This is a genomic window from Nocardioides sp. NPDC127514 (assembly GCF_040302125.1).
GTDB lineage: Bacteria > Actinomycetota > Actinomycetes > Propionibacteriales > Nocardioidaceae > Nocardioides.
Genome location: NZ_JBEORF010000051.1, coordinates 11,352 through 33,388 on the forward strand (window position 1 = coordinate 11,352; position 22,037 = coordinate 33,388).

23 protein-coding genes and 3 tRNA genes are annotated in these 22,037 nt (G+C 67.9%); 15 read left to right on the plus strand and 11 right to left on the minus strand.

Translation table 11 applies throughout. The features are described 5' to 3' along the window. Positions 1–80: 80 nt before the first annotated feature. The 3 genes from ABTX24_RS28755 (at position 81) to ABTX24_RS28765 (ending at position 2,931) form a co-directional block, all read left to right on the plus strand. Positions 81–953, plus strand: coding sequence for a glycerophosphodiester phosphodiesterase family protein (locus ABTX24_RS28755; RefSeq protein WP_350844538.1), 873 nt, complete (start codon positions 81–83; stop codon positions 951–953). Further along, the gene (locus ABTX24_RS28760) at positions 950–2,302 is read left to right on the plus strand and encodes an MFS transporter (protein WP_350844540.1); all 1,353 of its coding nucleotides are present in this window, start codon (positions 950–952) and stop codon (positions 2,300–2,302) included. The genes ABTX24_RS28755 and ABTX24_RS28760 overlap by 4 nt, the downstream gene beginning before the upstream one ends. A gap of 242 nt (positions 2,303–2,544) precedes the next feature. Further along, positions 2,545–2,931, plus strand: coding sequence for an RNA polymerase-binding protein RbpA (locus tag ABTX24_RS28765; protein WP_008359714.1), 387 nt, complete (start codon positions 2,545–2,547; stop codon positions 2,929–2,931). 77 nt (positions 2,932–3,008) lie between these two features. On the opposite strand, the gene ABTX24_RS28770 is transcribed toward ABTX24_RS28765, so the two are convergent. The 6 genes from ABTX24_RS28770 to kdd all read right to left on the minus strand — a co-directional run bounded on the left by ABTX24_RS28770 (position 3,009) and on the right by kdd (position 8,499). Further along, positions 3,009–3,485, minus strand: coding sequence for an FxsA family protein (locus ABTX24_RS28770; protein WP_350844542.1), 477 nt, complete (start codon positions 3,483–3,485; stop codon positions 3,009–3,011). Continuing rightward, positions 3,482–4,234 carry a polyprenol monophosphomannose synthase gene (locus tag ABTX24_RS28775; RefSeq protein WP_201451318.1) on the minus strand — a complete coding sequence of 251 codons (753 nt, stop codon included), beginning with the start codon at positions 4,232–4,234 and terminating at the stop codon, positions 3,482–3,484. Before ABTX24_RS28775 ends, ABTX24_RS28770 begins: the two co-directional genes overlap by 4 nt. A 545-nt stretch (positions 4,235–4,779) precedes the next feature. Next, on the minus strand, positions 4,780–5,166 hold the full coding sequence (gene kal / locus ABTX24_RS28780; RefSeq protein WP_350844544.1) for a 3-aminobutyryl-CoA ammonia lyase: 387 nt from the start codon (positions 5,164–5,166) through the stop codon (positions 4,780–4,782). Continuing rightward, positions 5,163–5,903, minus strand: coding sequence for a lysine 5,6-aminomutase subunit beta (kamE, locus tag ABTX24_RS28785; protein WP_350844546.1), 741 nt, complete (start codon positions 5,901–5,903; stop codon positions 5,163–5,165). Before kamE ends, kal begins: the two co-directional genes overlap by 4 nt. After that, the gene (gene kamD, locus ABTX24_RS28790) at positions 5,900–7,456 is read right to left on the minus strand and encodes a lysine 5,6-aminomutase subunit alpha (RefSeq protein WP_350844547.1); all 1,557 of its coding nucleotides are present in this window, start codon (positions 7,454–7,456) and stop codon (positions 5,900–5,902) included. The genes kamE and kamD overlap by 4 nt, the downstream gene beginning before the upstream one ends. Then, complete coding sequence (gene kdd / locus ABTX24_RS28795) at positions 7,453–8,499, minus strand: L-erythro-3,5-diaminohexanoate dehydrogenase (RefSeq protein WP_350844549.1); 1,047 nt, start codon at positions 8,497–8,499, stop codon at positions 7,453–7,455. The genes kamD and kdd overlap by 4 nt, the downstream gene beginning before the upstream one ends. Before the next feature lie 110 nt (positions 8,500–8,609). Here kdd and ABTX24_RS28800 point away from each other — a divergent pair, with 110 nt between their 5' ends. Beyond that, a complete protein-coding gene (locus ABTX24_RS28800) occupies positions 8,610–9,989 on the plus strand; it encodes a KamA family radical SAM protein (RefSeq protein WP_350844551.1) in 1,380 nt (459 codons plus the stop codon). A 38-nt stretch (positions 9,990–10,027) separates the two neighbouring features. Here ABTX24_RS28800 and ABTX24_RS28805 read toward each other — a convergent pair whose 3' ends face one another. The 3 genes from ABTX24_RS28805 to ABTX24_RS28815 form a co-directional block, all read right to left on the minus strand. Continuing rightward, on the minus strand, positions 10,028–10,486 hold the full coding sequence (locus ABTX24_RS28805) for an Lrp/AsnC family transcriptional regulator (RefSeq protein WP_457164359.1): 459 nt from the start codon (positions 10,484–10,486) through the stop codon (positions 10,028–10,030). 77 nt (positions 10,487–10,563) lie between these two features. After that, a complete protein-coding gene (locus ABTX24_RS28810) occupies positions 10,564–11,265 on the minus strand; it encodes a cache domain-containing protein (RefSeq protein ID WP_350844552.1) in 702 nt (233 codons plus the stop codon). Continuing rightward, positions 11,262–12,002: a FadR/GntR family transcriptional regulator gene (locus ABTX24_RS28815; RefSeq protein ID WP_350844554.1), complete on the minus strand. Its 741-nt coding sequence runs from the start codon at positions 12,000–12,002 to the stop codon at positions 11,262–11,264. The genes ABTX24_RS28810 and ABTX24_RS28815 overlap by 4 nt, the downstream gene beginning before the upstream one ends. Positions 12,003–12,088: 86 nt before the next feature. Between ABTX24_RS28815 and ABTX24_RS28820 the strand changes: the two genes are divergently transcribed. The 8 genes from ABTX24_RS28820 (at position 12,089) to ABTX24_RS29690 (ending at position 19,156) form a co-directional block, all read left to right on the plus strand. After that, a complete protein-coding gene (locus ABTX24_RS28820) occupies positions 12,089–13,159 on the plus strand; it encodes an ABC transporter ATP-binding protein (protein ID WP_350844556.1) in 1,071 nt (356 codons plus the stop codon). 26 nt (positions 13,160–13,185) lie between these two features. After that, positions 13,186–14,361: an extracellular solute-binding protein gene (locus tag ABTX24_RS28825; RefSeq protein ID WP_350844558.1), complete on the plus strand. Its 1,176-nt coding sequence runs from the start codon at positions 13,186–13,188 to the stop codon at positions 14,359–14,361. Beyond that, entirely contained in the window at positions 14,358–15,218 is an 861-nt protein-coding gene (locus tag ABTX24_RS28830; RefSeq protein WP_350844560.1) for an ABC transporter permease, read from the plus strand. Before ABTX24_RS28825 ends, ABTX24_RS28830 begins: the two co-directional genes overlap by 4 nt. Beyond that, entirely contained in the window at positions 15,215–16,027 is an 813-nt protein-coding gene (locus ABTX24_RS28835; RefSeq protein ID WP_160023475.1) for an ABC transporter permease, read from the plus strand. Before ABTX24_RS28830 ends, ABTX24_RS28835 begins: the two co-directional genes overlap by 4 nt. 24 nt (positions 16,028–16,051) lie before the next feature. Continuing rightward, positions 16,052–16,960: a 5'-3' exonuclease gene (locus tag ABTX24_RS28840; RefSeq protein ID WP_350844570.1), complete on the plus strand. Its 909-nt coding sequence runs from the start codon at positions 16,052–16,054 to the stop codon at positions 16,958–16,960. A gap of 101 nt (positions 16,961–17,061) precedes the next feature. Next, positions 17,062–17,499, plus strand: a complete 438-nt coding sequence (locus ABTX24_RS28845; RefSeq protein ID WP_160023473.1) for an SsgA family sporulation/cell division regulator — start codon at positions 17,062–17,064, stop codon at positions 17,497–17,499. Between the two features lie 194 nt (positions 17,500–17,693). Then, positions 17,694–19,058, plus strand: a complete 1,365-nt coding sequence (locus ABTX24_RS28850; RefSeq protein ID WP_350844562.1) for an OFA family MFS transporter — start codon at positions 17,694–17,696, stop codon at positions 19,056–19,058. Then, complete coding sequence (locus tag ABTX24_RS29690) at positions 19,055–19,156, plus strand: MFS transporter small subunit (RefSeq protein WP_457164354.1); 102 nt, start codon at positions 19,055–19,057, stop codon at positions 19,154–19,156. Before ABTX24_RS28850 ends, ABTX24_RS29690 begins: the two co-directional genes overlap by 4 nt. A 17-nt stretch (positions 19,157–19,173) precedes the next feature. Here the strand turns inward: ABTX24_RS29690 and ABTX24_RS28855 are convergent, their stop codons facing one another. Beyond that, positions 19,174–19,995 carry an aminotransferase class IV gene (locus tag ABTX24_RS28855; RefSeq protein WP_350844564.1) on the minus strand — a complete coding sequence of 274 codons (822 nt, stop codon included), beginning with the start codon at positions 19,993–19,995 and terminating at the stop codon, positions 19,174–19,176. A gap of 168 nt (positions 19,996–20,163) precedes the next feature. Here ABTX24_RS28855 and ABTX24_RS28860 point away from each other — a divergent pair. The 3 genes from ABTX24_RS28860 (at position 20,164) to ABTX24_RS28870 (ending at position 20,450) form a co-directional block, all read left to right on the plus strand. Beyond that, positions 20,164–20,236: transfer RNA gene (locus ABTX24_RS28860), tRNA-Gly, on the plus strand. Positions 20,237–20,271: 35 nt separating this feature from the next. After that, positions 20,272–20,342, plus strand: a tRNA-Cys gene (locus ABTX24_RS28865). Positions 20,343–20,375: 33 nt separating this feature from the next. Then, positions 20,376–20,450, plus strand: a tRNA-Val gene (locus tag ABTX24_RS28870). 166 nt (positions 20,451–20,616) lie between these two features. Here the strand turns inward: ABTX24_RS28870 and ABTX24_RS28875 are convergent. Next, positions 20,617–22,037: molybdopterin dinucleotide binding domain-containing protein (locus ABTX24_RS28875; RefSeq protein ID WP_350844566.1), on the minus strand; the 1,421-nt coding region annotated here is incomplete at its 5' end.

The following is a 22,037-nucleotide window of genomic DNA, read 5'->3' on the forward strand; positions in this document are numbered from 1 at the left end:
AGCCGGCTCGACGCGCTTGCTGGGTTGTGGCGACATCTGAGTTCGCGGGCTCATGTGATCCGGGACTCACGGATGGTTAGATGCTCCCCGTGAGGGAGCAGCAACGACGCATACGCGCCTATGCGCACCGTGGCGGAGCTCTCCATCCCGACCTGGTCGGGATGGAGAACACCATGGAGGCGTTCCGGCATGCGGTGGAGCTCGGCTACACCCATCTCGAGACCGATGTGCACGTCACCCGCGACGGTGTCCTGCTCGCCTTCCACGACGAGGCGCTCGACCGGGTGACCGACGTCAGCGGCCTGATCGCGGAGATGACGTACGCCGAGGTGCAGGCCGCCCGGATCGGGGGCCTGCACGGGGTGCCGACGCTGGCCGAGCTCTTCGAGGCGTTCCCCGAGGTCACCTTCAACATCGACCTCAAGTCCGACGGCGCTGTCGGCGCGGTGGCCGAGCTGCTCGCCGCGACCGACCACGAGGACAAGGTCATCGTCGGCTCGTTCTCGGTCCGGAGGCTGAAGGCGTTCCGCCGACTGACCGAGGGGCGGGTGCGGACCTCGGCGCATCCACGCGAGGTGCTGGCCTACCTGCTGGCGCCCACGACCGGGATCGCCAAGAGGCTCGTCGGGTCGCGGTTCGACGCCTTCCAGATCCCTCATCACCAGCGGCTTCGCGGGCCGCTGTCGATCCGGGTGGCCTCTCGTGGTCTCGTTCGCCGCGCCCACAAGGCGGGCAAGGAGGTCCACGTCTGGACCGTCGACGATCCGGCCGAGATGGAGCGGTTGCTCAAGCGCGACGTCGACGGACTGATGACCGATCGCACCGACGTACTGAAAGCGTTCCTGGAGGAACGTGGGCTGTGGGAGGCTGTGCCGTCTCGGGTCGAGCCCGTCGACGAAGCCGAGCCCGATGCAGGGTTCGACAAGGATCAAGACGAGGAGCCCGAGAAGTGACCACATCAGCCGGGATCGGCGACTTCACGCCGGTCGAGCGGACGCGGGAGCAGAAGGGCTGGTTCTTCACCGACTGGGCCGTCTCCGCCTTCCAGACGACGGTGGCCGGCGTGCTGTTCGCGCCCTACCTGATCGAGATCGCGAAGGCAGCCGCCGTCGACAACAGGATCGACGTGCTCGGGCTCTCGATCGCTCCCGGCGCGCTGCCGTCGTTCGTCATCACGTTCTCGACGATCCTGTCGGCGATCATCTACCCGCTGGTCGGCGCGATCGCCGACCGCACCTCGCGCAAGCCGGACCTGATGGCCGGATTCGCCTGGGCCGGTGCGCTCTGCGCGGCGCTGTTGTTCTTCATGACCGGGGACAACTGGTTGTTCGGCTCGATCATGTTCATCATCGCCAACCTGTGCGCCGGCGCGGCGGTGGTGGTCAGCGACTCGATCCTGCCGCTGATCTCGACCGAGGAGGAGCGCGACCGGGTCTCCTCGATCGGCTGGGCCTACGGGTACGCCGGGGGCGGGCTGCTGCTCGCGATCAACTTCCTGCTCGTCACCTTCGCCGACCAACTCGGGCTCGGTACCGAGCTGGCGGTGCGGATCTCGATGCTCTCGGCGGGGCTGTGGTGGGCGGGGTTCATCATCATCCCGTGGCGCCGGATCCGCCGACGCGAGCCGGCCGACGTCGAGGACGTCTCCGGCGGCGTCGTGGCGCGCTCCTTCGGCCAGCTGTTCGTGACGCTCAGGGAGCTGCCGCAGTATCCGGTCGCGCTGACCTTCCTGCTGGCGTACCTCTTCTTCAACGACGGCATCCAGACGGTGATCAGCTCGGCGTCGATCTACGGGGTCGAGGAGCTCGGGTTCGAGACCGGCACGATGCTCGGCATCTATCTGCTGGTGCAGTTCGTGGCGGTCGGCGGGGCCGTCTTCTTCGGCCGGCTGGCCAAGAGCTTCGGCGCCAAGCGGGTGATCCTCGGCGGCCTGGGTGGCTGGATGGTCATCGTCGTCGCGGCCTACTTCGTGCCCGAGCAGACTCTGGTGCCGCTTCTGGTCGTCGCGGTCGGGATCGGCCTGGTCATGGGCGGCACCCAGGCGCTGGCCCGGTCCTACTTCTCGCTGTTCATCCCGGCCGGCAAGGAGGCGGAGTACTTCAGCCTCTACCACGCGATGGACCGCGGCACCTCCTGGCTCGGGACCCTGGTCTTCGGGCTCGTCTACCAGATCACCGACTCCTACCGCCCGGCGATCCTGGCGCTGATCGCCTTCTTCGTCCTCGGCGGCGGGCTGCTCGCCCTCGTGAACACCGCGAAGGGCATCGAGCAGGCGGGCGACCGGGCGCCCGAGCGGGTCTGAGACCGCGCCGAGCGGCTGGCGGGTTCGGGACATCGGCCGCTCAGGACTTTCTCAGAGAGATCCGCAGGTCAGGCGGGTCCTGTGTCGAACAACACGGCGAGGATCTCGACAATTCACGGAATCATCACCTCCTCTGTACCGTTGACGATGTGAAGAGGCCTGACCGGCCTGCGTCATGAGTCCGCAGACCGCTTCGCTCTTCAGCTCATTCAACGGGGGACGATCGACTCAGGAGGTGCTTCATGGCCGAGCGCACGTTGCGCGGCGCCCGACTGGGCGGACAAAGTTTTGAGGACGAACGCGGGATCGAGTTCGCGGGTCGTCAGCAGGTGGCATACCGCTGCCCGCAGGGTCACGACTTCGAGATCACGATGTCGGACGAGGCCGAGGTTCCGGCCATCTGGGAGTGCCCGCGCTGCGGCATGGAAGCTCTCAACCTCTCCGGCGCCAAGCCGGAGGAGAAGGCCGAGAAGCCGGCGCGTACGCACTGGGACATGCTCCTGGAGCGGCGCTCGGAGAAGGAGCTCGAGGACATCCTCAAGGAGCGCCTCGACCTGCTTCGTGGTGGCGAGATCGGCCCGGCTCACCTGCACCGCAAGGGACCGGGGAAGAAGAAGGCCAACGCCTGATCTCACGCCGAGACGTCACGTACGCGAATCGAGTGGTCACTTCGGTGACCACTCGATTCGCTTTTGTGACGTCTCGGCTAGGAGGCGTCCTTGTCGATGACCTCGCCGGTGACGATGTCGTCGTTGCGCGGCCTGGCTGCGGCACCGAACGTGGAGGGCATGGTCGCGGTGACCAGGCGCCTCTGCACGACCTTGGCCAGGATGCGGCGGAAGAACGGCCGGGTGAACGGCAGGATCAGCACGATGCCGAAGATGTCGGTCACGAAACCGGGGCTGAGCATCAGCGCGCCACCGAGCAGGATCAGTGCGCCGTCGGCGATCTCGTTGGACGGGAGCTTGCCCGAGGAGAGCGCCGTGGACAGCGCCGACCAGGCTCGGGAGCCCTCGCGGCGCATCAGCCAGGCACCGAAGATCGAGTCGGCGACCAGCAGCAGGATCGTCCACCACACGCCGATGACCTGGCCGACCTGAATGAGCACGAACAGCTCGGCCAGCGGCATCACCAGGAACAGCAGCACCAGCACCCAGGAGAACCGGCGGCGACGCGTCGTCATCGACGGCCTCCCACGAAACGGTCCAGCCCGAATCGGCGCAGCAGGCGGAGCAGCTGGTCGCGGCGTTCGGCCAGGCCCCAGCGGGTCACCCGGCGCATCGACTCGGCGGCCACCGCGGGGCTCATCTTCGACTCGCCCCGGACCCGCTCGATGAACTGGATCGGGACCTCCTTGACGGTCAGGCCGGCACGCAGCGTACGCGTCACCATCTCGGTCTGGAAGACATAGCCGGTCGACTCGACGCTGTTCAGCTGCAGCTTCTCCAGCGTCGTACGCCGGAAGAGGCGGTAGCCCGCGGTGGCGTCGTGAACGCCGATGCCGAGCAGGAGCCGGACGTAGAAGTTGCCGCCCACCGACAGCACGCGTCGTGACAGCGGCCAGTTGACCACCGAGCCGCCGCGGATCCAGCGGGCACCGATCACCAGGTCGGCGGAGGTGAGCGCCTCGAGCAGCAGGTGGAGCTCCTCCGGCTGGTGCGAGCCGTCGGCGTCCATCTCCCCCACGACGTCGTAGCCCTGCTCGAGAGCCCAGCCGAACCCGTGCAGGTACGCAGCCCCCAGCCCGGCCTTCTCCGTGCGGTGCAGCACGTGGATCTGCTCGTCGTTGTCGGCCAGCTCGTTGGCGATCGTGCCGGTGCCGTCGGGCGAGCCGTCGTCGACGATCAGCACGTCGACGCGTGGCTGCGCCTTGCGCAGCCGCCCGACGATCCAGGCGAGGTTGTCCGCCTCGTTGTAGGTCGGGATGACCATGACCGCCCGGCCGATCTCGGTCCAGGGTGGAAGCTGCTCGTTCGTCACGTACGCCGGCCTTGTCAAGGAATGGGGGTGGAGATCACAGGATATCCGCCCACCGGTTGATCCCAAGATCCCCGATCGAGCGGGACAGATCGATCGGGACGGTGCGATGGCGAGGCGATCACAGACAGAGCGCGGGAGGAGCAAGACGTTCTTCGGGCCGTTCCGATCCCTGCTGGCGACAGGGGGACGATCGTTGTCTAAGGGCGCCTTGGCCCTCCCGCGTTGCCCTCGCGGCCGTTGACCGCGCCCACGAAAACGCGTCGAAGGCATGCCTGGCTCGACACCCCCCGACCCGATTCGTCGAGCGCCGGTCCGCCGACCGCAACTCTGCATGGGCGAACGTTGCCACCATCACCCGCTGGCTCCGCAGAAGTCAACACGGCTCTGACCTGCGGAAACATATGTTTTCGCAGGTCAACCACAGCCTGCGGAGCGCGAGAAAGTGACGAATTATCGAGGAACGTCGGCGTGTCGCCTGCGCGTACTCGTTACGGCGCTCACGGAACGACGACAGTACCGCGTGCGGAGGTGGCCAGAAGCGGCACCCCCAGGATCTCCGCGGCCCCGGGTCGGGCCTCGGTCGCGGCTCCGCGGGCCACGACGTACACGGCGAACTCCATCACCCGGGACCGAGTCCCGGCCTTGATCAGCTCGCAGGTGATCTCCAGGACGTCGCCGGCACGCACAGGTGCCTTGAACTGCACGTCGTCGTAGGAGGCGAAGAGACCTTCGTCGCCGTCGGTGAGGATGCACATCTCGGTCGCGACGTCGCCGAACAGGCCCAGGCTGTAGGCCCCGTCGACCAGGTTCCCGGCGTAGTGGGCGTGGGAGTAGGGCACGTAGCGGCGGTGGACGACCTTGGTGCCGATCTCGGGCTTGCTCATGCCGCGGGCTCCTTCGAGGTGGTGCGGTGGACGAGGTAGGAGGCGACCTCGGCGGGAGTGGTGCCGCGGCCGAAGATGCGGTCGACGCCGAGCTCGGCGGTCATCGACTCGTCGAACCGCGGACCGCCGGCGACCAGGAGCGGCCGCTCCCCGGCAGGGTAGGCCTCGCGGAACGCCGCCGACATCTCGCGGGTGTTGAGCAGGTGCGCGTCGCGCTGGGTGACGACCTGGGAGACGAGCACGGCGTCGGCGCGACGGGTGACGGCGGCCTCGACCAGGGAGGGCACCGAGACCTGGGCGCCGAGGTTCACGACCTCGATCTCCTTGTAGTACTCCAGCCCCTTCTCCCCCGCGAACCCCTTGATGTTGAGGATCGCGTCGATCCCGACGGTGTGGGCGTCGGTGCCGATGCAGGCGCCGACGACGACCATCGGCCGCCGCAGCGTCTCCTTGATCACCGCGTTGGCCTCCTTGGGCGTCAGCAGCGGGAAGTCACGCTCGACGACCTGCACCTTGTCGGTGTCGACGAGATGGTTCACCTGTCCGTAGACGACGAAGAAGGTGAAGTCGTCGCCCATCGGCTTGGAGTGGACGACCATCGCCGGCTCCATGCCCATCTTGTTGGCCAGCTGCAGCGCTGCGCCGTCGGCGATCTTCGAGTGCTTGATCGGCAACGTGAAGGAGAGCTGCACCATCCCATCGCCGGTGGTGTCGCCGTACGGCCTGATGATGGTCATTCCTCGCCCTCCAAGATGGTGCTCGCCGGGTTGTAGTACGCCGAGGACTTCTCGGCCACGCCCTCGAGGCCCTTGCCGGCGTCGGCAGGGCGCTTCATCAGGCCGAAGGTGCCGTCCGCGATCGCGTCCAGCAACCCGTTGGGCTCGTCGATGATCTTCCCGAGCAGGTCGATCGACTCCCCCAGCACCTCGCGCGCCCGGTTGGCGATGAAGCCGTCAGGGGCCGGGTGGAAGTCCTCGCCGAGCTTGCCGGCCGACTCCATGACGTACCGAACGTTCTGCAGGGCCAGGTCGCGGTCGGAGAGCCACGGCGTCACCACGGCTTCGGTCATCATCCCAACCAGCAGGATGCCCTGGTCGGTCATCGCGCCCGCCAGGTTGAAGAACCCGTCGAGCAGGTAGCCCTTGAAGATGTCGCCGGTCATGTGCCGGGTCGGCGGCATCCACTTCAGCGGGGCGTCGGGGAAGATCGTCTTCGCCAGCAGCGCGTGCGCGAGCTCGAGACGGAACGAGTCCGGTACGTCGGGATTGATCTCGAAGGCGTGGCCCAGGCCCAGCTGCCAGTCCTCGAGACCGGCTTCCTTGGCGAAGTACTCATTGAGCAGCTGCGAGGTGGTCACCGTGTGCGCCGCCTCGACCGCGTCGGCGGTGGTGAGGTAGTTGTCCTCGCCGGTGTTGATGATGATCCCCGCCCGCGCGTGGATCTGGCGCGAGAGCCGCTGGTCGACGAACGTACGCACCGGGTTGATGTCGCGGAACAGGATCCCGTACATCGAGTCGTTGAGCATCATGTCGAGCCGCTCCATGCCCGCCAGCGCGGCGATCTCGGGCATGCAGAGCCCGCTCGCGTAGTTGGTGAGCCGCACGTAGCGGCCGAGCTCACGGCTCGTCTCGTCGAGCGCGGCCCGCATCAGCCGGAAGTTCTCCTGGGTCGCGTACGTCCCGGCGAACCCTTCCCGGGTGGCGCCCTCGGGCACGTAGTCGAGGAGCGACTGGCCGGTCGAGCGGATCACCGCGATGATGTCGGCGCCCTCGCGCGCGGCGGCCTGCGCCTGCGGGATGTCCTCGTAGATGTCGCCGGTGGCGACAATCAGGTAGATCCACGGCTTGCGGGGTGCGTCGCCGATCTCGGCGATCATCCGCTCGCGGGCCACCCGGCTGGCGTCGAGGCGGGCGATACCGACCCCGACCGCCTCGCGGGCGTGCTTGGCGGCCAGCTCGGCCTCGGCGCCCTCGGGCAGGTGGAAGGTCACCTGTCCGGCGGCGGCCTCCTCGGCGAGGCGGGCCAGATCGTTGTCGTAGGCGCTGAGCGCCTGCCATACCGGCAGCGCGACGCCGTGCTCCAGCCCGATGTCGGCGCGCACCGCGTCGACCAGGTGATTCACCCATGGGGTGCCGTCCGGGTCGGCGCCGGCGAGCCCGGCCAGGCGCAGCGTCGCTCGCTCGACGGCGACCGTGGTGTGCATCTTGGCCATCTCGACGATCGGGTCGCCGACCTTCGCCGCGAGCGCGCGGGCCTGGGCGATGGTGCGTGGGTCCAGTTCGAGTCTCACAGTTCCAGTCTTCCTTCGAACAGTGCCCGGACCCCGGCATTGGCGCGGAGAAGATCCAGGGCGTAGGCGGCGTGCCCGGGGACGTAGCCGTTGCCGACGAGCATCGTGACGTCGGCGGCGAGACCCTCGGCGCCGAGCGCGGCGGCGGAGAAGGAGGTGGCCATCGAGAAGAAGATGACGGTGCCGCGGTCGGCGGTGGCGAGGATGGCGCCGCCCTCGCAGCCGGGTACGTCGACGCAGACGACGGTGACGTCGGCTGGTCCGCCGGCCTTGGTGACCGCGTCGCGCAGCGCGACCGGGTTGCGGGCGTCGGCGATCACGACCTCGTCGGCCAGGCCGGCGTCGCGAAGCCGCTCGGCCTCGGCCTCGGTCGGGACGATGCCGATCAGGTGGCCGGCTCCCGCGTCGCGGGCCGCGGCCAGCGACAGCGATCCGGACTTGCCGCCGCCACCGATCACCGCGACGACACCGCCTGCATAGCGCTCCGAGACGACCCGCCGGGTCAGCGCCGGGGCACCGCACACGTCCATCACCGACAGCGCGAGCTCGGCGGTCAGGTCGTCGGGCAGGACCGCTGCGATCGAGCGGCCGAAGAGGATGGCGTAGCCGTCGCACGGCACCTGCTCGGAGTCACCGCCCCAGCCGGCGAGCCCGTCCTCGATCACCAACGGCGTCAGCGTCAGCGACACCAGGGTCGCGACCCGGTCCCCGACCTTCAGCCCCAGAGGCGACTCGGGTCCGACCTCCTCGACGACACCGACGAGCATGCCGCCCGACCCGGTCACCGGGTTCTGCATCTTGCCGCGCTCCGCGACGATGCCGAGCACCTCGCGGCGTACGGCCTCTCCGTCGCCGTCGTGCGCGGACTCGAGCTGCCGGAACGAGGCGGCGTCGAGGTTCAGACGCTCCACCCGGATCCGTACCTCGTCGGGCCACAGAGCCTTGCGGGTGTCGAGTCTCCGGGCGGCCTGGGGCAGCGGCAACGAGCCGCCCACCGGCTCATCGAGCACCCGGTGCAGGCCTGTCGGGTCAGAAGTGGTCATCGTCGTACGCCTCCTTGCGTCCATCTCACGGCGGACCCTACCAGCGGTTGCGGGAAGAATTGCGGCCGATGGTTGCAGATGCCGCAGGATCTCCCGCTATGGTGGAGAACATGACGGCAACCATCGAGCCTACGACCCGAGACGGACAGCCCTACGCCTACCAGCGCGTAGAGCTGGTCGAACCCGACTGGACCCGGTTCCCAGGCTGGGCCGACATCACCGAGGAGCAGTGGCGCGACGTGCAGTGGCAGCGCGTCAACTGCATCAAGAACGTCCGCCAGCTCCGCGCGCTGATGGGCGATCTTCTCGACGAGCGGTTCTACGCCGACCTCGAGAAGGACATGGCCGAGCGGGCGACGATGTCGATGCTGGTGCCGCCGCAGATGATGAACACGATGGTCCCCTCCGGCGCGGACGCGGGCGAAGAGTTCACCGCAGCGTTCTACGCCGACCCGATCCGGCACTACATGATCCCGGTCTTCTCCGACCGCCGCACCGACTGGCCCTCACACCCGCAGGCGAGCCGTGACTCGCTGCACGAGCACGACATGTGGGTCGCCGAGGGTCTGACCCACCGCTACCCGACCAAGGTGCTCGCCGAGCTGCTCTCCACCTGCCCGCAGTACTGCGGTCACTGCACCCGGATGGACCTGGTCGGCAACTCGACCCCGGTCATCGACAAGCTCAAGCTCACCGGCAAGCCGGTCGACCGCCACGAGGCGATGCTCGAATACCTCCGCAACACCCCGCAGGTGCGCGACGTGGTCGTCTCCGGCGGCGACGTCGCTAACCTGCCCTGGCCGCGGCTGGAGGACTTCCTCACCAAGCTGATGGCGATCGACAACATCCGCGACATCCGGTTGGCCACCAAGGGCCTGATCGGCCTCCCGCAGCACTGGCTCCAGGAGCCGCTCCTGGAGGGGATGAACCGGGTGACCACCATCGCTCGGGAGCGCGGCGTCTCGCTGGCGATCCACACCCACGCCAACCACGCCAACTCGGTCACTCCGCTGGTCGCCGAAGCGTCCAAGGCGCTGCTGGCGGCCGGGGTTCGCGACGTACGCAACCAGGGAGTGCTGCTGGCCGGCGTCAACGCCGACAGCCACAGCCTGCTCGACCTGAGCTTCCGTCTGCTCGACGGCGCGCAGATCATGCCCTACTACTTCTACATGTGCGACATGATCCCCTTCAGCGAGCACTGGCGGGTCTCGGTCGCCGAGGCGCAGCGGCTGCAGCACGACATCATGGGCTACCTGCCCGGGTTCGCCACCCCGCGCATCGTCTGCGACGTACCTTTCGTCGGCAAGCGCTGGGTCCACCAGATCGCCGACTACGACACCGAGCGCGGCATCTCCTACTGGACCAAGAACTACCGCACATCGATCGAGGCCTCGGACCCCGAGGCTCTGACCAGGACCTACGAGTACTACGACCCGATCCACACCCTGCCCGAGTCGGGCCAGGAGTGGTGGCGTACGCACGCAGAGTGACCCGAGCGTGACTGGGACCCGGCGCTGGGCGCCGGGTCTCAGTGCGTCATGGTGGGGCGGTTCTCGTAGTAGGTGTACATCGCGATCGTGGTGCGCGTGGACACGTTGGCGACCGAGCGGATCCGGCCGAGCAGCTCCTCGAGCGCCTCGGGCGTGGCGACGCGCACCTTGAGCATGTAGGACTCGACGCCTGCGATGGACCAGCATGCCTCGACCTCGTGGAGGTCGGCGACCCGCTCGGGGCAGTCGTCGGGCTGTGAGGGGTCCATCGGCTGCACCGCGACGAACGCGGTCAGCGGCACCCCGATCGCGGCGTAGTTGACGGTGGCGCCGTAGCCGGTGATGAGACCACGCTGCTCGAGCCGCTTGACGCGCTGGTGCACAGCCGAGGTCGACAGGCCGGTCGCCTTGCCCAGGTCCGTGTAGGACATCCGGCCGTCCTCCGCAAGAAGCTGGAGGATTTTACGGTCGGTGGCCTCGATCTCAGGTGCAGTCACGGCGACAGCGTACCCATAACAGCAATATCTCCGCCGCAACGTCCAAAAAAGTAGTTGATGTCGAAAGATTTCCGGCTTCAGCAGGGCCATCCGGCGAGCGTCTTCAACTCGCCGTGACCGTCCGCAGAAGGCTGGACGACCGACAGCAACCGCCCGTCGACGGCCTCGTCGCGGACGGCGTTCACGACCTCGCCGGTGGCCAGGTGCGGGTCGGCGGAGACGACGACCCGGCCGTGCGAGCTGACCAGCGTGGCACCGACATCGCGCAGGCCGGGCAGCAGCATCCGCTCCAGCGTCTCGACCGAGGTGTCGGCGCCGGCGACGCCGACCATCCGCCCGCCCGCGTAGACCGGCAGCGTCGTGGTCATGACGTACTCGTCGGTGCAGACGAAGTCGACGTAGGGCCCGGCGAGGTGCAGCGCTCCGGTGCACGCCGGGATCCGGAACCAGGGCTGGCGGGTGTAGTCGAGGACCTCGCCCGTCGCCGGCACCACTGCGTCCCCGAGGAAGTCGCGGCCGGCACCCTGCCACCAGGCCAGGTAGAGCCGCCGGTCGACGAGCGCGTTCGGCGCGACGACGAATCCGCCACCCAGCAGGATCGGGTCCTCGAGGAACGCCAGCGTCCCCGTCTCGACCTGCGCGATCAGCTCGTCCGAGGTGACCGGTCCCGCCGCGAAGAGCGCGCCGACCTCGGCGCGCACCCGCTCGAGCTCGATGAGGATGGAACCGAAATGCTGTTCGATCCGGACGGCACAGTCGGCCGACACATCGGTGTTCACGGTCGTACCACCTCATGGATCTCGGTCAGACGTTCAACGGCGTGGGTCACGTGGTCGCGTACGCTCCCCCGCGCCGCAGCGACATCGCCCATCTCCAGCGCGGCGACGAGCGCCCGATGCCGCGCGGCGGATGCCTGACGGAAGTCCGACTCGCTCAGCGGCACTCGCAGCAACGTACCGAAGTCGGCCTCCTGCCGCACCACCTCCCGGGTGAGGCGCGCCGACTGGGTCAGCGCCGCCACGGAGAGATAGAGCTCGCTCTCCGCATCGCGCCACCGGCCTACGTCGTCCTCGCCCATCGGGATCAGCAGGTCCTGGAGGTCCTCGACCTCGTCAGGGGCCGCTCGTTCGGCCGCGAGCTCCGCACAGCCGGTCAGCACGACCTGATAGAGACTCGCCCGGTCCCGCAGCTCCACCCGCGACATGGTGGCGAGCCGCCCCTTCACGACGTCGCCGGGATCGGGAGCGCGCACGAACGAGCCGCCGCCGCGGCCTCGGGTCGTCACGACCAGGCCCTGTGCCCGCAGTGACACCAGCGCCTCCCGGGCGGTCACGGTCGCTACACCCAGCATCTGGGCGAGCTCCTGCTCGCTCGGGAGCCGGTCGCCGTCGGCGAGCACGCCGGAGCGGATCGCCTCCGCCAGTCGGTTCTCGACACGTACGGCTCTGCCTTCGTCGCCGATCGGCGCGAAGATCGCCGACCGGGCGCGCGAGGTCATCGCACGGGCGTTGGCCACGATCGGGCTCCTCCTTCGAGTGGGTTTACAAAGAACTTACGCAGATACCCTTTAAAATCTAAGATCTGGTTCCATATGATTCAGCAATGGGACCGACCGAATCTCCGCAGATCCAGCTCGAAGCTGTGACCAAGGCGTACGGCGATGTGCTGGCTGTCGACGCCCTCGACCTGACCATCGGCGATGGTGAGTTCTTCTCGATGCTCGGGCCTTCCGGCTCCGGGAAGACGACGGTGCTCCGCCTGATCGCAGGCTTCGAGCACGCCGACTCCGGCACGATCCGCCTCGGCAGCGAGGACGTCACCACCCTGGCGCCCTTCGACCGCGACGTCACCACCGTCTTCCAGGACTACGCGCTCTTCCCGCACTTCAACGTGCTCGAGAACGTCGCGTACGGCCTGCGCGTGCGCGGCGTCCCGAAGGCCGAGCGCAGCGCCCGGGCACGCGAGGCGCTGGAGATGGTTCGCCTCGGCCACGTCGCGAGCCGGAAGCCGACCGAGCTGTCCGGAGGTCAGCGGCAGCGGGTGGCGCTGGCTCGCGCCATCGTCGTACGTCCTCGGGTGCTTCTCCTCGACGAGCCGCTCGGGGCCCTCGACCTCAAGCTCCGTGAGCAGATGCAGGTCGAGCTCAAGCAGATCCAGCGCGAGCTGGGGATCACCTTCGTGTTCGTCACCCACGACCAGGAGGAGGCGCTCACTCTCAGCGACCGGATCGCGGTCTTCGACAGCGGCCAGATCGTGCAGCTGGGCACGCCGAAGGAGATCTACGAGCGGCCCACCTCGCAGTACGTCGCCGACTTCGTCGGTACCTCCAACGTCTTCGACGAACAGGCGTCGAAGCGGATGCTGAAGATGGACGGCGCCTTCGCGCTACGGCCCGAGAAGATCCTGCTGTCTCCGGAGACCGCGAGCGCCCCGCTCGGCGCGATGACCGCCGCCGGCGTGATCACCGAGTCCATCTACATCGGCACCGGGCACCGGGTCCACATCGAGCTCGAGGACGGCACCAGGCTGATCGCCCTCGAGCAGAGCCGTGGCTCGCTGCACCCGGATGCCTCCGAACCAGAGTCTCGGGGCGACCGCGTGGTCGCCTCCTGGTCGCCGGGCGACCTGGTCCCCCTGGGCACCGATTCGTCCCGTGCCGTGCAACACCGATGAGCCAGAGAACACCAGAGAGGTTGACCATGCGAAACATCCGAACCAGACACACCATCGGGGGCGCCATCGCGGCCCTGTCACTGATCACGCTGAGCGCCTGTGGCGGCGACGACGGCGACTCCTCGACCGGAGCGATCGAGAAGCTCGGCGAGAACGAGGGCGAGGTCTCGATCCTGGCCTGGCCCGGCTACGTCGAGGACGGCTCGACCGACCCCGAGGTCGACTGGGTCTCCGGCTTCGAGGAGGAGACCGGCTGTCAGGTCACCGCGAAGGTCTACGGCACCTCGGACGAGGCCTTCAACCTGGCCAAGTCGGGTGAGTACGACGTCGTGGCCGCCTCCGGCGACCTCACCCTGCGCATGATCGCGGCGGGCGAGGCGGCCGAGGTGAACACCGACCTGATCCCCAACTACGAGGGCATCTACGACTTCCTCAAGGACCGCGAGTGGAACACCGTGGACGACAAGAACTACGGCATCCCGCACGGCTACGGCGCGAACCTGCTGATGTACAACACCAAGGACGTCACGCCGGCCCCGACGTCCTGGAAGGCGGTCTTCGAGGACGCGCCGAAGCACAAGGGCCAGGTCACCGCGTACGACTCACCGATCTACATCGCCGACGCCGCGGTCTACCTGATGGCGCACCAGCCCGACCTGGGGATCGAGAACCCCTACTCGCTCGACGAGAAGCAGCTCGCCGCGGCCGTCGACCTGCTCAAGTCGCAGCGGGCCTCCGTCGGTGAGTACTGGTCGGACTACACCAAGACGCAGGCATCCTTCGAGACCGGCGACACCGTGGTCGGCACCACCTGGCAGGTGATCGCCAACCTGATCGACCCGAAGAAGGCCTCGGTCGAGGCGATCCTCCCCTCCGAGGGCGCGACCGGGTGGAACGACACCTGGATGATCTCCTCGAACGCGAAGTCCCCCAACTGCGCCTACGCCTGGCTCAACCACATCTCCGACCCGGAGATCAACGCCCAGGCGACGGAGTACTTCGGCGAGGCGCCCAACTCGGACAAGGCCTGCGAGTTCGCCTCCGAGGGCCACTGCGAGACCTTCCACGCCGGCGATGAGGAGTACGCCGAGAAGATCTGGTTCTGGAACACGCCGATCGAGAAGTGCCTGGACGGCCGGACCGACGTGAAGTGCACCGACTACCAGGACTGGACCAAGGCCTGGGCAGAGATCAAGGGGTGACCTTGAGCTCTGTCAGCAGCACGCTCAGCAGGAGGCCGGGGTTCCGCCTCGGCCTCCTGCTGGCCGCACCCCTCACCTGGCTGGTGCTCGTCTACGTCGTCGCCCTCGCCGCGCTCCTGGTGACGGCCTTCTGGACAATCGACTCCTTCACCAACGAGCTCGAGCGCACCTTCACCCTCGACAACATCCGTGAGATCACCGGTCAGGCGCTCTACCGGACCGTCACGCTGCGCACCATCGGCGTGGCGCTCCTGGTGACGCTCATCGACTGCCTGATCGCGCTGCCGGTCGGCTTCTACATGGCCAAGGTCGCCTCGCGGCGCTCACGCCACCTGCTGGTGATCGCGTTCCTGACGCCGCTGTGGGCGTCCTACCTCGTCAAGGCGCTCGCCTGGCGCTCGCTGCTGTCCAACGGCGGACTGCTGGACTGGGCCGGCGGCCTGGTCGGTCTCGGTACCCCGGGATTCGGCCTCACCGCGATCGTGCTCACCCAGGCGTACATCTGGCTTCCGTACGTCATCCTGCCCGTCTACGCGGCCTATGAACGGGTCCCGGACTCGCTGCTCGACGCCGCCGGCGATCTCGGCGCCCGGCCCGCGCTGACGTTCCGCACGGTGGTGCTGCCGCTGGTCGTCCCGGGACTGGTGGCGGGCTCGATCTTCTCGTTCTCGCTCACCATGGGCGACTACATCACGGTCAACATCGTCGGCGGCGCGAACCAGATGCTCGGCAACCTCGTCTTCATCAACTCGGGGTCCAACCTGCCGCTGGCTGCCGCGATCGCGCTGATCCCGATCGTCGTGATCATGATCTACCTGGCGTTGGTACGCCGCACCGGAGCTCTGGAGAACCTATGACCATCTCGAGATCGACCCGGCGCCTGCTCGCCGTGATCACCGCCCTGGTGCTCGCCATGCTGTACGCACCGCTCGCCCTGGTCGTGGTGAACTCGTTCAACACCTCCCAGGCGCTGACCTGGCCGCCCAGCGGCTTCACCACCCAGTGGTGGCAGCGGGCGGCGGTCAACCCGGGAGCCCACGACGCGATCCTCACCTCACTGACGGTGGCCGCGTGCGCGACCGTGATGGCGCTCCTCCTCGGCACCCTGCTCGGCCTGGCGATGCAGCGCTACTCCTTCTTCGGGAGGGACACCGTCAACCTGCTGGTGGTGCTCCCGATCGCCCTGCCCGGCATCGTCACCGGTATCGCGCTGTCCAACGCGTTCTCCTCGATCCTCGGCGTACGTCTGGGGTTTTTCACGCTCGTGGTGGCCCACGCGACCTTCTGCATCGTGACCGTCTTCAACAACGTGCAGGCGCGGTTGCGGCGGATGGGCGGCAACCTCGAGGAGGCCTCCGCCGACCTGGGGGCGGGGATGTGGACCACGTTCCGGCTGGTCACGCTCCCCCAGCTGCGTTCGGCGCTGCTGGCCGGCGGGCTGCTGGCGTTCGCGCTCAGCTTCGACGAGATCATCGTGACGACCTTCGCCGCGGGCCCTGGCGTCACCACGCTTCCGGTCTGGATCCTGACCAACCTGTTCCGCCCCGGTCAGGCGCCGATCGTCAACGTGGTGGCGGTCGTCATGATCGTCGTCTCGGTCGCGCCGATCTGGCTCGCGCAGCGACTCTCGTCCGACCCAGCCGACACGACGCGGGCCATTCACTAGGCTTCACTCGTGGCTGAACCTCGAATGCTCCTGCTGGACACCGCGTCGCTCTACTTCCGCGCCTACTTCGGCGTGCCCGACATCCGAGCCGAGGACGGCACTCCGGTCAATGCCGTCCGTGGTCTGCTGGAGTTCATCTCCCGGCTGGTCAACGACTACTCCCCCACCGACCTGGTGTGCTGCTGGGACAACGACTGGCGACCACAGTGGCGGGTCGACCTGATCCCGTCCTACAAGTCGCACCGGGTGGTGGAGGAACTGGAGACGGCGCCCGACGTCGAGGAGGTCCCCGACCCGCTGCAGGTGCAGGTGCCGATCATCCGCGAGGTGCTCGCCGCGGCCGGGATCTGCGTCATCGGCGCCGACGGCTACGAGGCCGACGACGTGATCGGCACCCTCGCGACCGGCGCGGGGATGCCGGTCGACGTCGTGACCGGCGACCGCGACCTCTTCCAGCTCGTCGACGACGCTGCCGGCGTACGCATCCTCTACCCGACCCGGGGCGTGAGCGACCCGGATCTGGTCGACGAGAAGTGGGTGCTCGCCAAGTACGGCATCAGCGCCGGGCAGTACGCAGACTTCGCCACCATGCGCGGCGACACCTCGGACGGGCTGCCGGGCGTGAAGGGCGTCGGCGAGAAGACGGCTGCCAAGCTGCTCGAGCAGTACGGGGACCTCGAGGGGATCATCGCCGCCGTCGCCGACCCGACCACCCCGATCACCAAGGCGCAGCGGCAGAAGTTCATCGACGCCGTCGACTATCTGGCCGTCGCGCCGAAGGTCGTGGCGGTCGCTCGGGACATCCCGCTGGACCGCACTGGCACCGCTCTGCCGAGCGCTCCGGCCGACCCGGCACGCCTGCACGAGCTGGCCGCGACGTACAACCTGGCTTCCCCCGTCGCCCGTCTGGAAGCCGCTCTCGCGCAGGTGTGACACAGGTCTCGACAACTCGATTCAGAAAGTTCGTAGAAACGGCATCATCAGCCGCGTACGTCTCCGTCTCCTTGGCAAGACCACCAAGAAGGAGCGGACGAATGAGCGACATCAAGCACCCGGCAGTGCAGCAGGACATCAAGATCTCGTGCCTGGACCCTTGGGGCCGGACCGTCGAGGTGCCGACGACCCTCGGCTACCGCGAGAACGACCCGTACGCAGTGAGCCTGACCTTCCACTCCGGCGCCGGTGACGTCGAGTGGGTCGTGTCCCGCACGCTGATGCTGCAGGGCCTGGCCGCCCCCGCCGGTGAGGGCGACGTGAAGATCTACCCCAGCATCGACGAGGACGCGAAGGCCGTCGCCGTCTTCGACTTCAGCTCCCCTGACGGCCGCCTGATCGCGACCGCCGACTCGCGCGAGGTGCAGATGTTCCTCGGCAAGTCCTTCTCGGCCGTCCCGGTCGGCTCCGAGAGCCAGCACCTGGATCTCGACGCGCTGATCGCAGACCTGCTGGACAGCTCCTTCGACGCTGAGTAGGCACTCCGCCCGCCTGCTCATTCGTTCACGAACCCTCCCGTCCCGGACTCCCCGGGGCTGGAGGGTTCGTTCATTTCGCTGGCCGGAAGCAATCGCTGGCCGTTGCCACGTCAACTGTGGTAGTGATGTGCGTCACCCGCACCACCACCTCGGAGGTCACAGTGCTGCCAGCTTTCCTTTCTCGCGAGCGAACGGTGGCCGGTCCCGGCTTCAGTCGCTGGCTCATCCCGCCCGCCGCCCTCGCCGTCCATCTCTGCATCGGCCAGGTGTACGCCACCAGCGTCTACAAGACCGCCCTGGTCGAGCACTTCGACACGAGCCAGACCGCGATCGGGGTGATCTTCTCGATCGCGATCGTGATGCTCGGCCTTTCGGCGGCGGTGATGGGCACCTGGGTCGACCGCAACGGACCGCGTGCGGCGATGACCGCGGCCGCGATCTTCTGGTCCTCCGGCTTCTTCATCGGAGCCCTCGGCATCGGCACTGGCCAGCTGTGGCTGGTCTACCTCGGCTACGGCGTCATCGGCGGTATCGGACTCGGGATCGGCTACATCTCGCCCGTATCCACGCTGATCAAGTGGTTCCCGGACCGGCCGGGCCTGGCCACGGGCATGGCGATCATGGGCTTCGGCGGCGGCGCGATGATCGCCAGCCCGCTGAGCGGCCGGCTGCTGGCGCTCTACGACCCGTCCTACACCGGTGATGCCAGCACCGTTCCCGACGGCCACGCGGTGATGATGCTCTTCCTGACCCTCGGCGTGCTCTACCTGGTCTTCATGTCCTTCGGCGCCGCCACGGTCCGCGTCCCACCCGAAGGCTGGACGCCGGCGGGCTGGGACCCGGCCAGCGTGAAGGAGAAGAAGCTCGTCACCACGGCGAGCGTCTCGGCCAACAACGCGATCAGGACGCGGTCGTTCTGGCTGGTGTGGATCGTGCTCTTCTGCAACGTCACCGCCGGGATCGGCATCCTCGAGCAGGCGGCTCCGATGATCCAGGACTTCTTCCGCACCGACGGGGTCTCCTCCGTCAGCGCGGTCGCGGCCGGCGGCTTCGTCGGACTGCTCTCGATCGCCAACATGAGCGGCCGGTTCATCTGGTCCTCGACCTCCGACGTCATCGGTCGCAAGCCGATCTACATGATGTATCTCGGCGTCGGACTGGTGCTCTATCTCCTGCTGGCGACCATCGGTGACACCTCGATGGCACTGTTCGTGCTGCTCGCCGTCGTGATCCTGTCCTTCTACGGCGGCGGCTTCGCCACCGTCCCCGCCTACCTGCGCGACCTCTTCGGCACCTTCCAGGTCGGCGCCATCCACGGCCGGCTGCTGACCGCCTGGTCGGCCGCGGGCATCGCCGGACCGCTCATCATCAACGCCTTCCTCGACGCGCAGGGTGAGCCCGGCACGCTCACCGCCGCCGCCTACCGGCCGGCTCTGCTGACCATGGTCGGCGTCCTCGCGGTCGGCTTCATCGCCAACCTGCTGGTGCACCAGGTTCCGGACCGGTTCCACGAGCCGAAGTCCGTCGACTCCACCGAGACCGAGAGGAGCGCAGCATGAACCCCAAGATCGTCGCCGCCTGGGCGCTGGTCGGGATCCCGCTGGCCTACGGCGTCATCGAGACGCTGCGCCGCGCGGCGCAGCTCTTCACGGGCTGAGCCCGGCGTCAGTCAGGTCAGAGGCCGAGCAGGCTCGGCTCGTTCGTACGCCACGCCTCCTGCGCCGCCTGGGTGACCGGGCCGTGCGGGAGGGTGCGCGTGCCCCACTCGGTCACAGCCTGGACGTCGCGCAGGCTGGAGGTGAGGAAGACCTCCGTGGCGTACTCCTCGACCTCGGCCAAGGGCTCGTCGGTCTCCTCGGCACCGAACCACTCCAGCACCAGGGCGCGGGTGATCCCGGCGAGCGGACCGCTGGAGAGCGTCGGAGTCTTGAGCGCGCCATCGAGCACGTAGAAGATGTTGCTCCCGGTGCCCTCGCACAGATCCCCCACGGTGTTGGCGAAGATCGCCTCGCTGGCCCCGTGCTCATGGGCCTCGGCGAGGGCGATGACATTCTCGGCGTACGACGTCGTCTTCAGGCCGGTCGTCGCGCCGTGCTCGTTGCGGCGCCACGGCACGCTGACGACCTTGGTCTCCGTCGGGTTGGGCTCCGCGTCCTCGAGGCCGATGATGATCGTGGGCGCCACGTCCGCGCGCCCGGACCCGAACGGGGCCGGCCCGCCCGTGACGGTGATCCGCAGCCGTCCGTACGCCGTCGGGGTCGCCCCGAGCACGGCCTCCACCCCTTTGGTGACTAGTCCGCGGTCGAGGGTGGGCAGGCCGAGGCCGCTCGCGGAGCGCTCGAGGCGGTCGAGGTGAAGGGCGAGCGCGAACGGCTGGTCCTTGATCACCTTGAGCGTCTCGAAGACGCCGTCGCCGACCACCAGACCGTGGTCTCTGATGGAGACCGCCGGGGCGGCAGGGTTGTCGAGAAGCTGACCATCGATCCACGCGCGCATGCGGCAACTCTAAAACGTCCCTGGTCAGAGCGGGGAAAGCGCGCCGGAGTGATCCTCGAGATGACAGGTGAATGACACGCAGGTGACCCCGGATTTGGCCTCCGGCAGCGGCTCCGATAATGTTCTTCTCGTCGCCAAGGGCACGGGAAACCGGGCCTGAAGCAGCAAGCGGACGTAGCTCAGTTGGTAGAGCGCAACCTTGCCAAGGTTGAGGTCGCGAGTTCGAGCCTCGTCGTCCGCTCGGAGTAGGTCTCCACCGGAGGCATTGCCTCCAGCGGTGGGTTGGCCGAGAGGCGAGGCAACGGACTGCAAATCCGTGTACACGGGTTCAAATCCCGTACCCACCTCGAAGCACCACCCTGATATAACTGAATAACCACGGACGATTGGCGCAGCGGTAGCGCGCTTCCTTGACACGGAAGAGGTCACTGGTTCAAACCCAGTATCGTCCACCACTTCGAATTCGGCCCCTGACCTGCATTAACACGGTCAGGGGCCGCTTCGATTTCCAAGCACCGTGGGACTTGCGTGGGACTAGATTCGGCACGACTCTTTACATTCTGGGTCCGTTATCGCTGACAGAGCGCAGACCAGTAGACGCATGGCCGGCCGCCCGCCAAGTCACATGCTCCCGGCCGGCTCGAGCCGTACGATGACGCCCTTGGATGCAGGGGTGTTGCTGATCTCGGCCACGCTGTCGAGCGGGACGAGCACGTTGGTCTCGGGATAGTAGGACGCCGCCGAGCCGCGTGCAGCGGGGTAGGCGACCACCCGGAACCCTTCGGCTCGTCGTTCGGTGCCGTCGGTCCACACGCTGACGATGTCGACCAGGTCGCGGTCGGTCAGGCCGAGGTCGGCCAGGTCGTCGGGGTTGACCAACACCACCCGCCGTCCATTGTGGATGCCCCGGTAGCGGTCGTTGTCGGCGTACGGGATCGTGTTCCACTGGTCGTGGGACCGCAGGGTCTGCAGGACCAGGTGACCCGGCGGTGCCTGGAGATCGACGAAGTCGTTGCGGGTGAAGACGGCCTTGCCACTGGGAGTCGGAAAGACACCGCTGTTGACCGGGTTCGGCAGCCGGAACCCACCAGGTCGGGCCACCCGGGTGTTGAAGTCCTCGAACCCGGGAACGACCCGGGAGATCCGGTCCCGGATCAGGCCGTAGTCGCCCTCGAACTCCTCCCACGGGACCGCGTTGTCCTCCCCCATGGTGCGCCGAGCGATCCGGCCTATGATCGCTACCTCGCTCAACAGATCCGGCGAGGCCGGTGCGAGCCGGCCTCGGGTGGCGTGCACTTCGCTCATCGAGTCCTCCACCGTCACGAACTGCTCACCACCAGCCTGGACGTCCCGGTCGCTGCGTCCCAGCGTCGGCAGGATCAACGCCGTCTCCCCACAGACCGTGTGGGAGCGGTTGAGCTTGGTGGAGATCTGCACGGTCAGCCGACACGAGCGCAGCGCGGCCTCGGTGACCGTGCTGTCCGACATCGCGCGCACGAAGTTGCCGGCCACGCCGACGAACACCTTCGCCTTCCCGTCGCGCATCGCCCGCACCCCGTCGACCGAGTCATAGCCGTGTCGAGAAGGCGGGGTGAACCCGAATTCCGTCCCGAGCGCGTCCAGAAACGCTTGGGGCATGCGTTCCCAGATCCCCATCGTCCGATCCCCCTGGACGTTGCTGTGACCCCGTACCGGACATACCCCGGCCCCGGGCCGACCGATGTTGCCGCGCAGGAGCAGGAAGCTGACGACCTCACGGATCGTCGCCACCCCGTGCAGGTGCTGGGTCAGCCCCATCGCCCAGCACACGATGATCCGCCGGCTGGCCAGCACCCGCCGAAGGGTCTCCTCGATCTCGGCCCGAGTCAGCCCCGTCGCGGACAGCACCTGATCCCAGGAGATCCCGCGCACATGCGTCGCAAACTCCTCGAACCCGACCGTGTTCGCGGCGATGAAGTCCCGGTCCAGCACCGTGCCCGGGGCAGCGTCCTCGGCTTCCAGCAGCAGCCGGTTGAGCATCTGGAACAACGCCAGGTCACCGC

Excerpts from the sequence above, each read along its gene's own strand:
- ABTX24_RS28755 (WP_350844538.1), top strand. The coding sequence starts at position 81 with ATGCTCCCCGTGAGGGAGCAGCAACGACGCATACGCGCCTATGCGCAC.
- ABTX24_RS28765 (WP_008359714.1), top strand. The coding sequence starts at position 2,545 with ATGGCCGAGCGCACGTTGCGCGGCGCCCGACTGGGCGGACAAAGTTTT.
- ABTX24_RS28770 (WP_350844542.1), bottom strand. The coding sequence starts at position 3,485 with ATGACGACGCGTCGCCGCCGGTTCTCCTGGGTGCTGGTGCTGCTGTTC.
- ABTX24_RS28775 (WP_201451318.1), bottom strand. The coding sequence starts at position 4,234 with ATGGTCATCCCGACCTACAACGAGGCGGACAACCTCGCCTGGATCGTC.
- kal (WP_350844544.1), bottom strand. The coding sequence starts at position 5,166 with ATGAGCAAGCCCGAGATCGGCACCAAGGTCGTCCACCGCCGCTACGTG.
- kamE (WP_350844546.1), bottom strand. The coding sequence starts at position 5,903 with ATGACCATCATCAGGCCGTACGGCGACACCACCGGCGATGGGATGGTG.
- kdd (WP_350844549.1), bottom strand. The coding sequence starts at position 8,499 with ATGACCACTTCTGACCCGACAGGCCTGCACCGGGTGCTCGATGAGCCG.
- ABTX24_RS28800 (WP_350844551.1), top strand. The coding sequence starts at position 8,610 with ATGACGGCAACCATCGAGCCTACGACCCGAGACGGACAGCCCTACGCC.
- ABTX24_RS28820 (WP_350844556.1), top strand. The coding sequence starts at position 12,089 with ATGGGACCGACCGAATCTCCGCAGATCCAGCTCGAAGCTGTGACCAAG.
- ABTX24_RS28825 (WP_350844558.1), top strand. The coding sequence starts at position 13,186 with ATGCGAAACATCCGAACCAGACACACCATCGGGGGCGCCATCGCGGCC.
- ABTX24_RS28835 (WP_160023475.1), top strand. The coding sequence starts at position 15,215 with ATGACCATCTCGAGATCGACCCGGCGCCTGCTCGCCGTGATCACCGCC.
- ABTX24_RS28840 (WP_350844570.1), top strand. The coding sequence starts at position 16,052 with ATGCTCCTGCTGGACACCGCGTCGCTCTACTTCCGCGCCTACTTCGGC.
- ABTX24_RS28845 (WP_160023473.1), top strand. The coding sequence starts at position 17,062 with ATGAGCGACATCAAGCACCCGGCAGTGCAGCAGGACATCAAGATCTCG.
- ABTX24_RS29690 (WP_457164354.1), top strand. The coding sequence starts at position 19,055 with ATGAACCCCAAGATCGTCGCCGCCTGGGCGCTGGTCGGGATCCCGCTG.
- ABTX24_RS28855 (WP_350844564.1), bottom strand. The coding sequence starts at position 19,995 with ATGCGCGCGTGGATCGATGGTCAGCTTCTCGACAACCCTGCCGCCCCG.